Here is a 14328-nt window from a genome sequence, read left to right as displayed (position 1 = left end):
CGAGGGGCGGCCGCCGCCCCCGACGCACTCGTGCCCACGGCGGCGGACCCACGGTTACAGCCTCACCAAAACCCCGCCACGCGCCGCCGGACTTTCGTCGTCCATGCGCGTCCGGCTAGATTCATCAGCAAGATGACAAATTCACAGACACCGATCCACGCAACCGCATACTGGACCACCGCCAAGGAGCACGGCGAGCTCAGAGGTGAAGAGGTACCCGCCCCCGGCCCGGGTGAGGCGCTGGTGCGTGCCCTGTACTCCGGGATCAGCAAGGGCACCGAAATGGTGGTCCATGCTGGCGCGGTGCCGGCACGCGTGGCGGAACGGATGCGGGCCCCGCACCAGCAGGGGCAGTTTCCCGGTCCCGTGAAGTTTGGCTACCTCTCGGTGGGCGTCGTGGAGGAGGGGCCCGACGAGTGGAAGGGGCAGCGGGTCTTTTGCCTCAACCCCCACCAGGACCTGTACGTGGTTCCGGTGGAGTCGCTGACCAGGATTCCGGATGGCGTTCCGTCCCGGCGCGCGGTCCTCACGGGCACGGTGGAAACGGCCGTCAACGCGCTGTGGGAGGCCGGGCCGCGCCTCGGGGACCGGATTGCCGTTGTCGGAGCCGGCCTGGTGGGCGGCATGGTGGCAACCCTGCTGCGCACGTTCCCGCTGCAGCGGCTGCAGTTGGTGGACCTTGATCCCGGCAGGAAGCAGCTCGCGGACAGCCTGGGCGTGGACTTCGCACACCCTGACGAAGCCTTGGCCGATTGCGACATCGTTTTCCATTGCTCGGCATCCCAGGGAGGGCTGGAGCGCAGCCTGCAGCTGGTGGGGGATGAGGGCGACGTCATCGAAATGTCCTGGTACGCGAACCGTGAGGTAACAGTGCCGCTCGGCGAGGACTTCCACGCCCGGCGGCTGTCCATCAGGGCCAGCCAGGTGGGCGCGGTGGCCCGCGCCCGGCGCCACCGCCGGACCAACGCGGACCGCCTGGACCTCGCCGTATCGCTGCTCAAAGATCCCGTTTTCGATGTCTTCCTGACCGGTTCCTCCCGCTTCGAGGACCTGCCGGAAGTCGTCCAAAGCCTGGCAGACGGCACCCTGGAAGCCCTCTGCCACGTCGTTGAGTACCCCGCCAGCAACCCTGCGTCCAACCCGGCCGCCGACAACTCCGGAAACCCGAGGTAAACCATGTTCAGCCTGACCGTCCGCCGCCACTTCATGATCGCCCACAGCCTGCCCCGTGAAGCGTTCGGTCCTGCCCAGGGCCTGCACGGGGCAACCTTTGTCGCCGAGGTGGCGTTCCGCCGTCGTGCCCTCAACGAAGACGCGATCGTCCTGGACATCGGCGCCGCCGGGACCATCATCGAGGACGTACTGGGCGCCCTGAACTACCGGAACCTGGACGAGCACCCGGATTTCGACGGCAAGCTCACCACCACCGAGGCCCTCGCCGAATACATCGCGCAGAAGGTAGCCGCCAGGATCAAGGACACCGCGGACGGCCCTGAACTCGCTGGACTCGACGTCACCCTCCGCGAGAATCCGGATGCGTGGGCCACCTATTCGCTGGACCTCACCACCTGAGCATGGGCCCCATCCGCCTGCTGGTTCCGGGCAACATCCGCCACAGTTCAGGCGGCAACGTCTACAACGCGCGCCTGGTTGCCGGCCTGCAGGCCCTCGGCGCTGACGTGGACGTCGTCGCCGTCGAGGGCAGCTGGCCGGACGCCGGCGCAGGGGAACGACGGCGGTTTGGTGCCCTCCTCGGAACAGGGGAACCTGCGGCAGGGCCCGGGCAGGCAGTGGTCCTGGTGGACGGGCTGGTGGCCGTTGGTGCCCCGGACGAGCTGGAACTGGCGGCCACCGCAGGGCGGCAAGCATGGGTCCTGATACATATGCCTGTTCCGGAAAGTGCCGGGCGAGCGGCCCTTGAAAGCGAAGCCCGTGCCCTCCGCGCGGCAGCCGGGGTGATCTGCACCAGTACGTGGGCCGCAACCCGGCTCGCGGAACGCGGGCTTCCGCAGCCCGCCGTTACCCTCCCGGGAGTCGACCCAGCCCCTCAGGCCACCGGCTCCAAACCTCCACACCTGCTGGTGGTCGCAGCGCTGCTGCCCAACAAGGACCAACTGCTCGCCGTGGAGGGGCTGGCCCACGTGCGGGACCTCCCTTGGACTGCGTCATTCGTGGGCTCGGACCAGGCGGACCCCGACTATGCGCGGGAGGTGCGGGGAGCCATCACAGCAAGCGGGCTGGGGGAGCGGGTGCTGCTCACCGGTGAACTGGCAGGCGCCGCGCTGGAAGCCGAATGGGCACGTACGGACCTCAGCCTTTTAGTGTCCCGGCATGAAGCATTCGGCATGGCGGTCACGGAGTCGGTGGCCCACGGAATCCCGGTGCTGGTCAGGGGCGGGACAGGAGCGGTTGAAGCGCTTGGCCTCGGGACACTGGCAACGGACGACGGTGACCCCCGGCTTCCCGGCGCGGCCCTGCCACTTCCTGAAGGGGGACAGGAGAGTCCCGGGCGGCTGGGCCGGGTCCTGCGCCAGTGGCTTGAGGATCCGGAGACCAGGGAGAACTGGCGGGCCGCGGTCAGGGACGCGCGGACGCGCCTCCCTGACTGGAGCAGGACAGCGGAGGAGGTTCTGGCCTTACTGGCTCCGAAGGGCTGACCGCACGGCCCGGGCGCAACAGCGGGCCGGCCGCCGCTGGGCCCGCAACGACCGGGCCGGCAGCCGCTTCAGAGGCTGCTGCGGTGGCCGGCAAAGAACTCGCGCAGCAGCAGGGCGCACTCTTCCTCGCGGACCCCTGGATACACCTCAACCCAGTGGTTGAGCCGCCGTTCGCGGAGGATGTCGAACACCGATCCGGCAGCGCCTGCCTTTTCGTCCCAGGCGCCAAAAACCACCCTGGGAATCCTGGCCAGGACGATGGCGCCGGCGCACATGGCACAGGGTTCCAGGGTGACCACCAAGGTGCAGTCGGACAACCGCCAACCGTCACCCGCACCGCCGGCGCTCCTGGCGAGCTCCTGTAACCGCGCCGCTGCTTCCCTGATGGCCACCACCTCGGCGTGGGCGGTGGGGTCGCCCAGTTCCTCCCGTTGGTTGCGTCCGGAACCCAGCACGCCGCCGTCGGGCCCAATCACCACGGCGCCGATGGGCACGTCCTCGGTGGCAAGGGCACGGCGGGCCTCGATCAGGGCAAGGCCCATCCAGGCGTCGTGTTTCTTTTCGGGCAAAGGCATGGCTCAATGATAGTTTCGGGGATACTCAGGTTACTTACCGATGCCGGGAGGCAGCATGGACACTCTTCGGGACCGCATAAGTATTTGGTTCAAACCCTATGCGGCGCTGGTGCTGACCATCCTGGTGGGCGGCGTGATCATCGTGTCCCTGGCGCTGCTCGGAGCTGAGGTCTACGACAACGTGGTGGACTCGGCCGGGCTTGCCAACCTGGACAAACCGGCTTTGGCCTTTGCCGAAAGCCTGCGCAGCCCCGGGCTGGATGCATTCGTCACCGGCTTCACGAACATCGGCGGCGGCGTGGGCATGCCCATCCTGGCCAGCATCCTCACTGCATGGCTGACCTTCCTCGGCCGGAACTGGCGTCCACTGATCCTGGTGGGCGGTGCTGCCGCGGCCTCCATCACGGCCACCACTTTGGGCAAGAAACTCGTGGGACGTACCCGCCCGGACCACGCTGACGCCGTTCCCCCTTACGAGGACTCGCCCTCTTTCCCCAGCGGGCACACGCTGAACACCACAGTGGTGATCAGCCTGATCGTGTACCTCATTTGCCTGCAGTTCCAGTTGATGTGGGTCCGTGTCAGCGCCATCACGGCTGGCACCATCTTCATCATTGCGATGGGCCTGAGCCGGGTTTTCCTTGGCCACCACTGGCTGACGGACGTCATGGCGGGCTGGCTGCTGGGTTTTGCCTGGGTGGGCGTGGTGATTATGGCCCACCGGCTGTTCCATCTCATCCGCAGGCGGGAGCATGCCGGCGCTGCGCCGTCGTTCGACCGTCCCATTGTCCGGGACGTCGTGGCCCAGGAAGTGCACGAGGGTGGAGGCTCCGGGCCCGGGAAGGGCAGCGCCGGATGATAGTTTTGGGGGATGCGCACTCTCGTTGTTGACCACCCCCTGGTCGCCCACAAGCTCACCGTCCTGCGGGACAAGAACACCCCGTCGCCGGTTTTCCGGCAGCTGACGGAAGAGCTGGTGACCCTGCTGGCGTACGAGGCCACGCGGGAGGTCCGCACGGAGCCCGTGACCATCGAGACGCCGGTCAGCACCACCATTGGCACGGCCTTCACCAAGCCCACCCCGCTGGTGGTCCCCATCCTGCGCGCCGGCCTTGGAATGCTGGAGGGCATGACCAAGCTGGTCCCCACCGCTGAGGTGGGCTTCCTGGGCATGGCCCGGGACGAGGAGACGCTGGACATCATCACCTATGCGGAGCGTCTTCCGGAAGACCTGACCGGGCGCCAGGTCTTCGTCCTGGATCCCATGCTCGCCACCGGCGGCACCCTGCGGGAAGCCATCAAGTTCCTGTTCAAGCGCGGGGCGTCCGACGTCACGTGCATTTGCCTGCTGGCGGCCCCGGAAGGACTGGCCCGCCTGGAGGAGGAGCTGTCCGGTGCCAACGTTCACGTCGTTCTGGCTTCGATCGACGAGAAGCTCAACGAGAAGTCCTACATCGTTCCGGGCCTCGGTGACGCCGGTGACCGCCTCTACGGCATCGCAGGGTAGTTTTCACCCTTTCTGGAAGCTGTCCCTGCCGCTAGCCTGTGCGCATGGACTGGAAACTCGAACTTGTGTACGTTCCCGTCACGGACGTTGACCGCGCCAAGGACTTCTACGTCAACAAGGTGGGCTTCAACGCGGACTACGACGAGCGGCCATCCGACAACATCCGCTTTGTGCAGCTGACGCCGCCCGGCTCGGCCTGCTCCATCAGCATGGGCGAAGGGCTCCTTGACGCCCCTGCCGGCACGGGAACCAACCTCCAGCTGGTGGTCGACGACATCCACGCGGCGCACGACCAACTGAAGAGCAATGGTGTGGACGTCAGTGATATCGAGGTGCTTCCCTGGGGCCATTTCGTGTATTTCGCCGATCCGGACGGGAATAAGTGGTCGGTCCAGTACATCCCGTGGCGGAATGCGGGCCAGGACGCGGGGCAGGGCGGGGCGGGGGCCGCGCCTTAAGGCAAACGGCGGCCCGCATCGTGGTGATGCGGCCCGCCGTTTGCTGCCGGGATGTCCCCGGTCCGGGAGTGCCTAGTACCAGTTGTGTGCCAGGTGGAAGGTCAGGGCTCCGCAAGGCGACTGGTAGCTCTTCTTGATGTAGTCCAGTCCCCAGTTGATCTGGGTGCGGTAGTTGGTGAGGTAGTCCGCGCCGAACGTTGCCATCTTTTCGGCAGGCAGGGACTGGACGATGCCGTATGCGCCGCTGCTGGCATTGGTGGCCGTGGTGGTCCAATCGGATTCCTTGGTCCACAGCGTCTGCAGGCACTGCATCTGGTCCGGGCCCCAGCCAAAGGAGGACAGTTGGCCGGCAGCGTAGGCCTGGGCACCGGCAGGATCGTTAATCGCGACGGCGGGTGCCGGCTCGGGTGCGGGAGCGGGCGCCGGCGCCGGCGCCGGTGGGGCAGGGGCGGGAGCAGGTGCCGCAGGGGCGGCCGCGGGAGCTGGTTCGGCCGCCTGCGGTGCCACGCTGATGGCGGCCGGAGCCGGGTTCGTTGCCGGGTTGGAACGGATTTCGCTTTTCTCGATACTCATTTGGGCATCGGACGCAGCGGTGGAAGAGTTGGACCCGGTGGATGACACCGGGGTCATGCTGCTGGTTGCCTGACCTGCTGCGCCTACCCCCACCAGCACCGCACAGGATGCTGCGAGGATCCCGGCGCGCTGGCCGAGGGTTGTCTTCTTTGCCCGCTGCGCGGCCCGGTGTTTAGCCTTGGCATGCAGGCGTGCTTCTGCCTTGTTCTTGGACATGATTGATCGCCTCTCACACCTGCGGAGTTAGCTGTCGGGTTCGGATGAGGGCATCCGGCTGTACGGAAAGATCACGTACTGGCTTAACCCCAAGGGCATTCATTGCCCGGGACGGTGGGTCCCCCGCCTCTGCCGTTGCTCAATCGGGAATCCGGGGAAGCGGCAGAGCTTGGCGTCAACCCGGGATATGCGGCCCGAACGCGGACCGCACCCAATCGACGGTACAGGAAGATCACGCGAAAGTCACATTTAGGTAACGGAAGTCACGCGCTCGGGCGCGCCGCATTGCGCCTGCACCGTCTTCGCGGGGCAGGCGCAATGCGGCGAGGAGACCTGCCCGTTACCTCGCCAGCAGGTAGACCGTGGTGCCGCCGATGCTCTGTGGCGCAAAGTTGTCCGCCACCCACTGCGCTATCTGTGCAGCGGCATCGGATCCGCTGCTGGAGCGCATGGTTCCACCCGCGATGAAGTAGTGGATTTTCCCCTGCGCCACCAGGTCCTGGAATTCCGCCAGGGTAGGCGAGGGATCGGTGCCGTTGAAGCCGCCGACCGCCATCACCGGCAGTTCCGTCGCCAGCTGGTAACCGGCCGCGTTGTTGGAACCCACCACTGCTGCGGACCACGTGTAGTTGGACGCGCCGTCCTTCAGCGCCGCCACGAGGTCGGCGGACGGGGTGGGCGCGCCCAGGAGCCCGCCCATGCCGCCGCCGCGGCCACCGGCGAAGCCGGCTCCGCCGCCAAATCCGGTTCCGCCCTGTGCTGCGCCGCTGAAGGTGCCCTGTTGCCTGATGCCGCCAGGGGCGGCCGGCTGCCGGGTTCCGCCGGTTCCGCCAGGAGCTCCTCCGCGCCCGCCTGCGCCGGCACCGCCGGGGCCGAAGCCCTGCACAGGCCCCGCGCTGACGATTGCTCCGCTATGGGCGGTCGCCGCCGTCGTGATGGAGTAGGCCAACGGTCCGGCGAGCGACGCTGCGATGGCGAGCGCCGCCGTCGTCCGTTGGAGGGAACGCGGGCGCAGGAAGCTCGTGAGTCCTGCGCCTGCTGCGGCGGCCAGCCCTCCCAGCAGGACCACCCAGCGCAGCCACGGGCCATAGGCGGTCGTGGTACCCAGAAGGTAGAAGGCCATGAGGCCCGCTGCCGCTACGGCTGCAGCGAGGAGGGAGGCTGCAACGGCCTGCTGCCGGTGCTGCCACAGAAGGACGGCGCCCAGGCCGGCCAGACCGGCGATCCCCGGTGCCAGTGCCACCGCGTAGTAGGGGTGGATGATGCCCGCCATGAAGCTGAACACCAACCCCGTGACCAGGACCCATGAGCCCCAGATGATGACAGCGGCACGGACGGCATCAGTGCGGGGGGCGCGGCGTCCCACCCACAACAGGCCCCCCGCGAGGATCAGGCCTGACGGCAGAAGCCAGGCGATCTGGCCACCGAACTCGCTGCCGAACATCCGCAGCAGGCCGGGAATGCCCCAGCCGTTGCCGCCGCCCACGCTGCCCGTCTCCTCGCCGGTCAACCGGCCCAGCCCGTTGTAGCCGAGGGTAAGTTCCAGGATGGAGTTGTTTTGTGATCCGCCGATGTACGGCCGCATGCTGGCCGGCGTCAGCTCAACGGCCAGCAACCACCATCCGGCCGAGGCCACCATGGCCGCCCCTGCAGCTCCCAGCCGGAGCAGCCGCCGGGGCAACCTGCCCGGCCCCGCCACTGCATAGGCCAGCGCGAAACCGGGAACCACCAGCAGCACCTGCAACTGCTTGGCCAGGAATCCGAAGCCCAGGAACACGCCGGCCAGCAGAAGCCAGCGCAGCCTGTCGTCCTGCACGGCGCGGAGGACAGCGTAGGCGGCAGCGGTCATGAGCAGCACCAGCAGCGCATCCGGGTTGTTGAACCGGAACATCAGCGTGGCAACCGGGGTAAGGGCCAGGACCGCCGCGGCCAGCAGGCCCGCCCGGTGCGCCAGCCGGGCATTGCCGGTTGCCGGCGCGGCCGCCCGGCGCACAGCCAGATAGAGCAGCCATGCCGTCCCCACCCCCATGAGCGCCTGGGGAACCAGGATGCTCCAGGAGCTCAGGCCGAAGAGCCGGACCGACAGCCCCATGACCCACAGGGAGGCCGGCGGCTTGTCCACCGTGATGGAGTTCGCGGCGTCGGAGGAACCGAAGAACCAGGCAGCCCAGTCCTGTGATGCGGCCTGGGCTGCCGCTGAATAGAACGCGTTTGCCCAGCCTGAGGCCCCAAGGTTCCATAGGTACAACACTGCGGTGCCAGCCAGTACTGCCGCCAGTTCAAGCCGCCGGCGGAGTGCCTGGGGGTCGTGCACGACGCCGGCGGAGGCTGCACGTGGTGCAGGAACCCGGTGTCCGGGGGCGGTTCGGAATGCAGTTGCATGGGTTGGCGAATGGCTGGTCATCGCGTCCTACTTGGTGAGTTTGTACACGGTGGAGCTGCCGACGGTCTCGGCCTGGAAGTTGGCCTGGACCCACGCGGCCACCTCGGAGTTGCCGCCCCGGCCACCCATGCCGCGGCCGCCCATGCCGCCGCCCTGGATGAAGTAGCCGATCTGGCCTTTGGCCACCATGTCCTGGAACTGCGCGAGGGTGGGGTAGGGGTCCCCGCCGTTCCAGCCGCCCAGCGCAATGACGTTGGTGTTGGTGGCAAGTTCCAGGCTTGCCGCCTGGCTGGCGCCGGAGACGATCGCGGACCATTTGGTGGTGGTGGACGAGAGCAGTGCGGTCACGGCGGCGTCCGCGGGTCCCTCACCGCCGGGTCCACCCGCCGCGCCACCCGGACCACCGGCAGCCGGGTCGGCGCCGTTGGCCGGACCACCAAATCCGTTGGCGGGATCGAACCCGTCGGTGCCGGTGGTTGCCCCGTCAGTGCCTGCAGCTGCGTCCCTGCCGTCGGTGCGGTCGCCGCGGAAGCCCGCGGCACGGTTTCCAAAGCCGCCCGCCGACGAACCCGCCGGCCCCGACGTCGGAATGGAACCGGCATGTGCGGTCGCAGCAGTGGCAAGGGTCCAGGCGGCGGACCCAAGTCCCCCGGCAAGAAGCGATATGACGACGACGGCGGCCGCACCCGCGCGCCGGAACCGTCCGGTGGTGCGCACTGCGTCGAGGCGCAGCAGGATTGCCGCTGCGGCGAGGACGCCGAGGACGATGATGGTCACACGGAGCCAAGGCAGCCACGCTGCATCGCGGCCGAGCAGGACTGCGGACCACACCGAGGTGCCGAGGACGGTCACGGCCAGGACGATCCGGGCAGCCCAGGATTGGCGGCCGCGCCAAAGTTCCACTGAGCCAATGCCTACCAGTGCCGCGACCGCCGGTGCGAGCGCCACTGAGTAGTAGGGGTGGACTATTCCGCTCATGAAGCTCAAGACTCCGGCGGTGACCAGGAACCAGCCGCCCCACAGGACCAGCGCGCCCCGGCCCGGTGACGTGCGTGCCTCGCGGCGCGTGAACCACAGCCCGGCCACCAGCAGGATCAGGGCGGCGGGCAGAAGCCAGGAGACCTCGCCGCCAAAGCTTGTCCCGAACATCCGCAGCACGCCGGCCGCGCCGCCGAATCCGCCGTTGCCGCCGAAGCTGCCCCCCGGCCCTCCGGCAGCACCTCCGGCGCCACCGCCGGGCATGCCTTCGCCGGACCCGGTGATCCGGGCCAGGCCGTTGTAGCCGAAAGTCAGTTCAAGGAAGCTGTTGGTGGTGGACCCGGCCATATACGGACGGTCCGAGGCAGGGGTCAGCTGGAAAAGGGCAACGTAGCTGCCGGCCACAACGAGTATTCCGCCCAGTGCGCCGAACAGATGCGCCACCCGCCTGCCCAGCGTGGTGGGCGCGGCCCACAGGTAGGCGAGCCCCAGCGCCGGAACGACCAGGAAGCCCTGCAGCATCTTGGCGAGGAACGCCAGGCCGATCACGGCTCCTGCTGCAACAAGCCACTTCCAGCCGGCACGTTCGATGGCCCGGGTAGTGAAGTACGCTCCCAGCACCAGGCACAGGGTGAGCATGGCGTCCGGGTTGTTGAACTTGAACATCAGCGCCGCAACGGGCGTCAGGGCCAGGGCGCCGCCGGCCACCAGGCCGGCAGCCGGTCCCGAGACCCGCTTGACGGTCAGGTAGAGGATGCCGACGGCGGCCACGCCCATGAGTGCCTCCGGCACCAGCATGCTGAGCGGCGAGAATCCGAAGATCCGTCCTGCGAGGGCCGGAATCCACAGTGCCGCGGGCGGCTTGTCGACCGTGATGGCGTTGCCGGCGTCCAGTGACCCGAAGAGGAACGCTGTCCAGTCCTTGGTGCCGGCCTGGATGGCTGCCGCGTAGAAGGAGTTCCCAAAACCGGTGGCCGCGAGGTTCCAGAGGTAGAGGATCCCGGTGGCCACCAGGAGGGCGGCTGCTGAAGGACGGACCCAGCGGGGCTGGCTGCCGAAGGCGTAACGTGTCCAGCGCCGGTCAGGATGGGCCGCTTCGGTCCGGGGCGCTGCGGGCTGTGCCGCGGGTTGAGGGGCCACGGCCGGTTCGCCCGCTGGGGGCTGGGGGACAGCGGTGGAACCGCCACCCGCCGTTTCGATGGTGGAGGTCATGATGCTGCCGTTTCTGTGGAGGTGGCTGAAGTGTTGGGGTTGGTGGGGCTGGGGCCGCCTGCGGCGGCCGACTGCCCGCGGGGTGTGCGTTCACGGAAGACCCATAGCCGGAACAGCAGGAACCGGGCCGCGGTGGCTGCGAGGTTCGCCGCCACCACGGTGACGACTTCCAACCACCGGTCCGGCGTCGTCGTGCTGTGCACCAGGGCCAACGCGCCGGAAGTGAGCAGCAGGCCGATGCCGAACACTATCAGGCCCTCGAAGTGGTGCCGGACCGGGTTCCCGCCCTGGATGCCGAACGTGAAGCGCCGGTTGGCGCCGGTATTGGCCACCGCGGTGATCAGCAGCGCCAGGAAGTTTGCCAGTTGCGGGTCCATGAAGCCGCGGCAGAACAGGAAGATCAGCAGGTAGGCCAGGGTGGAGGCGGCGCCGATGACGGCGAACCGGACCAGCTGGCCGAACAGGCTGCTGCCGGGCGTTTGCTCGTCGGCCCGGGAGGATGCGGGGAGCGGGCCCCGCGCCAGCGCTGCGCGCAGTTCCGGAACTGGAATCCGGCCGTACACCAGGTCACGGGTGAGGCGGGCCATTCCGCGGACGTCGGCCACTGCGGTCCGGACCACGTCCACACTGGAGTCGGGGTCGTCGATCCAGTCCACCGGAACCTCGTGGACGCGCAGTCCGCACCGCTCGGCCAGGACCAGGAGTTCTGTATCAAAGAACCAGGAGTTGTCCACGGTGTAGGGGAGGATCTGCTGGGCGACGTCGGCGCGGATGGCCTTGAAGCCGCACTGGGCGTCACTGAACCGCGCACCCATGAAGGAGTGGAGCATCAAGTTGTAGCTGCGTGAGATGAACTCCCGCTTGGGGCCGCGGACAACCCTCGAGTTGCGGGTGAGCCGGGTGCCGATGGCAAGGTCCGAGTGCCCCGAAATCAGCGGCGCCAGCAGCGGTGCCAGCGCGGCGAGATCGGTGGAAAGGTCCACATCCATGTAGGCCAGCACCGGGGACGGGGAGGCAAGCCACACTTTCCGCAGCGCGTTCCCGCGGCCCTTCTCGTCGAGGTGGACCACAGCCAGTTCCGGGAACTCCCGCGCCAGCCGCTCCGCGATCTTCAGCGTGCCGTCAGTGCTGGCGTTGTCCGCCACCGTGATCCGGAAACTGTGCGGAAAGGAATCCACCAGGTGTGCATGAAGCCGGCGAAGGCATTCCTCGAGGTCGCGTTCCTCGTTGAAGACCGGGATGGTCACGTCGAGGACCGGTGCGGTGGTGCGTGTATCCACGGGGGCGCGCCGTACGGCGCGCCCCCGGGACGGAATGCCCGGCGGCGCCACCGCGGCGTCCTGCAGGGTTCCTGAAGGGGAGTCGGTGAGCGTCATGGATCAAGAGTGGCGCTCCCGGATTTGAAGGCTTTAGGCGCAACCTGTGCTGCGCCTGTGTAAGTGCGGCCAGGGTTGTCCCCACCCGGACAGGTGCCGGGGGTGGCGCCGCTTCAGGCCTGGGCGGTGCCGCCCGCGGGAAGCCGCACCGCGAACTCGGTCCTGCCCGGCCGGGAGACCAGCTCCACCGTGCCGCCATGGGCCATCACGATGGATTCCACGATTGACAGCCCCAGGCCCGAAGAACCCTCCGAACCGGAACCTCCCTGGCCGGAACGGGCGGCGTCTGCGCGGGTAAAGCGGGAGAAGATGCTGCCCTGGAACTCCGCAGGGATGCCCGGGCCGTCGTCGGTCACCGTCACCACCACGCTCCCGTCGGCGGAGCGCATTACGCCCGCGGTAACCTTGGTGCCGGCCGGGGTGTGTTTCCGGGCGTTGGAGAGCAGGTTGGCCAGGACCTGGTGCAACTGGGTGGTGTCGCCGCGCACCACCACGGGTTCGTCGGGCAACTGCAGCTGCCAGGTATGATCCGGCGCCATGACTTTTTCATCGCTGATGGTCTCGACCACGAGCTGGGTCAGGTCCACGTCTGCGGTTTCGGTGTCCTTGCCCTCGTCCAGCCGGGCCAGCAGCAGCAGGTCCTCCACCAGCGCGGTCATCCGCTCGGACTGGCTTTGCACCCGGCCCAGCGACTTCCGGCCGTCGTCCGTCAGGGTTTCGGTCATGCGCATCAGCTCGGTGTAGCCGCGGATGGCCGTCAGTGGTGTTCGAAGTTCGTGCGAGGCATCGGCCACGAACTGGCGCACCTTCATCTCGCTGCGCTGCCGGGCTTCAAGGGCGCTGGAGACGTTGTCCAGCATGAGGTTCAGGGCATGGCCCACGCTGCCTACTTCGGTGGTGGGATGCGCTGCGGAAGGCGGCACACGCACGGCAAGGGCCACCTCGCCGGCGTCGAGGGGCAGTTTGGAGACTTTGGTGGCCACGTCTGAGAGCTGTTCCAGCGGCCGCATGGTCCGGCGGATCAGGGCCGTCCCGGCCAGTCCTATCAGGAGAAGGCCGCCGAGCGACACCAGGACCATCGTGAGCACAAGTGAAGCCTCGGTGCTCTGCTTCATTGCCAGCGGCAGGCCGGTGATCACCACATCCCCGTATGGGGTCTCGGTTGCCATCAGGCGGTAATCGCCATTGGACAGCTCGCGGTCCACGGGCACGCCGTCGTGGGGGAGTGCCTGCAAGGTGGCAACGTCCCGGTTTGTCAGGGCTATGCGGGTGGCGTCAGAGGAAAGATAACCGGCTTCCCGGCTGACTTGTCCGCCCACCACCCTTGCATTGAGCGTCCCCACGCTTTGTCCGCGCGCGTCCAGGGGATCGGGGCGGCCGGAGGGATTGCCTTCCGGCGGCCGGCCCCGGGATGCCAGCTTCAGTTGCGCGTCCAGCTGGTTGGTGAGGACCACATCCATGGAGGCATAGCTGACCACGCCGATCGCACTGGAAATCGCCACCAGGAGGGCCATGGAGAGCAGGATCAGCCGGGTACGGAGGTGCCAGGTGGAAGGGTTGAACCAGGACCGGCCGGCGGGCCGGGGAACACCGGAGAGCGAGGACATGCTGTTCCTTGGCTAGTCTGAGGGCTTGATGACGTAGCCCGCTCCGCGCACTGTGTGGATCATCGGCGGGTGGTTGGCTTCGATCTTCTTGCGGAGGTACGAGATGTACAGTTCCACGATGTTCGCCTGGCCGCCGAAGTCGTAATCCCATACGTGGTCAAGGATCTGGGCCTTGCTCACCACGCGCTTAGGGTTCTCCATCAGGTAGCGCAGGAGTTCGAACTGCGTGGCCGTCAGCTGGATCTCCTCGCCGGCACGGGTCACTTCGCGTGTGTCCACGTTGAGCACCAGGTCGCCCACTACCAGCTCGGCGGTATCCATGGCAGCAACGCCGGAGCGCTGAACCAGGCGGTGCAGGCGCAGCAGGACTTCCTCCATGCTGAAGGGCTTGGTGACGTAGTCATCCCCGCCGGCGGCCAGCCCGACGATGCGGTCCTGGACGTCGTCCTTGGCGGTCAGGAAGAGCGCAGGCACCTCGGGCGCAAAGGCGCGGATCCTGCCCAGCAGTTCCACGCCGTCGAACCCTGGCAGCATGACATCGAGCACCAGCACGTCCGGGTGGAAGTCCTTGGCCAGTTTCACGGCAGCCGGGCCGTCCGCGGCCACGGCAACAGACCATCCGGCCATGCGCAGGCCCATGCTCATGAGTTCCGACAGGCTCGGCTCGTCATCCACCACAAGGGCTCGGATGGGGGAACCGTCAGGGTGGGTGAGCTGGGGAAGGTTGTTGGTCATGGGGTGCGGGGATGCCATGGGACAACTCTCCGATCTGTCGGTTTGCCGATG

Annotated in this window: 13 protein-coding genes and 1 riboswitch; of the genes, 6 read left to right on the top strand and 7 right to left on the bottom strand. The window is 67.8% G+C overall.

Annotation, left to right across the window (positions count from 1 at the left end; translation table 11 throughout):
- Positions 1-132 precede the first annotated feature (132 nt).
- From J2X98_RS14665 to J2X98_RS14655, 3 genes are read left to right on the top strand one after another with little or no spacing between them, the layout of a single operon-like run.
- The gene (locus J2X98_RS14665) at positions 133-1173 is read left to right on the top strand and encodes a zinc-dependent alcohol dehydrogenase (protein ID WP_307309474.1); all 1041 of its coding nucleotides are present in this window, start codon (positions 133-135) and stop codon (positions 1171-1173) included.
- 3 nt (positions 1174-1176) lie between these two features.
- Positions 1177-1572 (top strand): 6-pyruvoyl trahydropterin synthase family protein, encoded by a 396-nt coding sequence (locus J2X98_RS14660; protein ID WP_307309472.1) that lies wholly within the window; start codon positions 1177-1179, stop codon positions 1570-1572.
- Between the two features lie 2 nt (positions 1573-1574).
- Positions 1575-2657: a glycosyltransferase family 4 protein gene (locus J2X98_RS14655; protein ID WP_307309469.1), complete on the top strand. Its 1083-nt coding sequence runs from the start codon at positions 1575-1577 to the stop codon at positions 2655-2657.
- Positions 2658-2725: 68 nt separating this feature from the next.
- Here the strand turns inward: J2X98_RS14655 and J2X98_RS14650 are convergent, their stop codons facing one another.
- The gene (locus J2X98_RS14650) at positions 2726-3232 is read right to left on the bottom strand and encodes a nucleoside deaminase (protein WP_141943771.1); all 507 of its coding nucleotides are present in this window, start codon (positions 3230-3232) and stop codon (positions 2726-2728) included.
- A 55-nt stretch (positions 3233-3287) separates the two neighbouring features.
- On the opposite strand from J2X98_RS14650, the gene J2X98_RS14645 reads away from it, so the two are divergent.
- Genes J2X98_RS14645 through J2X98_RS14635 form a run of 3 tightly spaced genes read left to right on the top strand, consistent with a single transcriptional unit; the run spans position 3288 to position 5197 of the window.
- Complete coding sequence (locus tag J2X98_RS14645; protein ID WP_307309465.1) at positions 3288-4091, top strand: phosphatase PAP2 family protein; 804 nt, start codon at positions 3288-3290, stop codon at positions 4089-4091.
- 12 nt (positions 4092-4103) lie between these two features.
- Entirely contained in the window at positions 4104-4739 is a 636-nt protein-coding gene (upp, locus tag J2X98_RS14640) for a uracil phosphoribosyltransferase (protein WP_141943767.1), read from the top strand.
- Between the two features lie 44 nt (positions 4740-4783).
- Positions 4784-5197, top strand: coding sequence for a glyoxalase superfamily protein (locus J2X98_RS14635; protein WP_307309460.1), 414 nt, complete (start codon positions 4784-4786; stop codon positions 5195-5197).
- Positions 5198-5269: 72 nt separating this feature from the next.
- On the opposite strand, the gene J2X98_RS14630 is transcribed toward J2X98_RS14635, so the two are convergent.
- From J2X98_RS14630 to J2X98_RS14605, 6 genes are all read right to left on the bottom strand, one after another.
- Entirely contained in the window at positions 5270-5986 is a 717-nt protein-coding gene (locus J2X98_RS14630; protein ID WP_307309458.1) for a hypothetical protein, read from the bottom strand.
- Positions 5987-5991: 5 nt separating this feature from the next.
- Positions 5992-6153: riboswitch (cyclic di-AMP (ydaO/yuaA leader) on the bottom strand.
- Between the two features lie 173 nt (positions 6154-6326).
- A complete protein-coding gene (locus J2X98_RS14625) occupies positions 6327-8390 on the bottom strand; it encodes a glycosyltransferase family 39 protein (RefSeq protein WP_307309456.1) in 2064 nt (687 codons plus the stop codon).
- A 6-nt stretch (positions 8391-8396) separates the two neighbouring features.
- On the bottom strand, positions 8397-10559 hold the full coding sequence (locus tag J2X98_RS14620; protein WP_307309455.1) for an ArnT family glycosyltransferase: 2163 nt from the start codon (positions 10557-10559) through the stop codon (positions 8397-8399).
- Positions 10556-11935, bottom strand: a complete 1380-nt coding sequence (locus tag J2X98_RS14615) for a bifunctional glycosyltransferase family 2/GtrA family protein (RefSeq protein WP_307309453.1) — start codon at positions 11933-11935, stop codon at positions 10556-10558. Before J2X98_RS14615 ends, J2X98_RS14620 begins: the two co-directional genes overlap by 4 nt.
- A gap of 113 nt (positions 11936-12048) precedes the next feature.
- A complete protein-coding gene (locus J2X98_RS14610) occupies positions 12049-13542 on the bottom strand; it encodes a sensor histidine kinase (RefSeq protein WP_141943756.1) in 1494 nt (497 codons plus the stop codon).
- 12 nt (positions 13543-13554) lie between these two features.
- Positions 13555-14295, bottom strand: coding sequence for a response regulator transcription factor (locus J2X98_RS14605; protein WP_141943754.1), 741 nt, complete (start codon positions 14293-14295; stop codon positions 13555-13557).
- Between the last annotated feature and the right edge of the window lie 33 nt (positions 14296-14328).

The organism is Pseudarthrobacter enclensis (assembly GCF_030811655.1).
Taxonomy (GTDB): domain Bacteria; phylum Actinomycetota; class Actinomycetes; order Actinomycetales; family Micrococcaceae; genus Arthrobacter; species Arthrobacter enclensis_A.
Note: the sequence above shows the minus strand (reverse complement) of the source record. Positions and strands in the feature narration are given on the sequence as shown.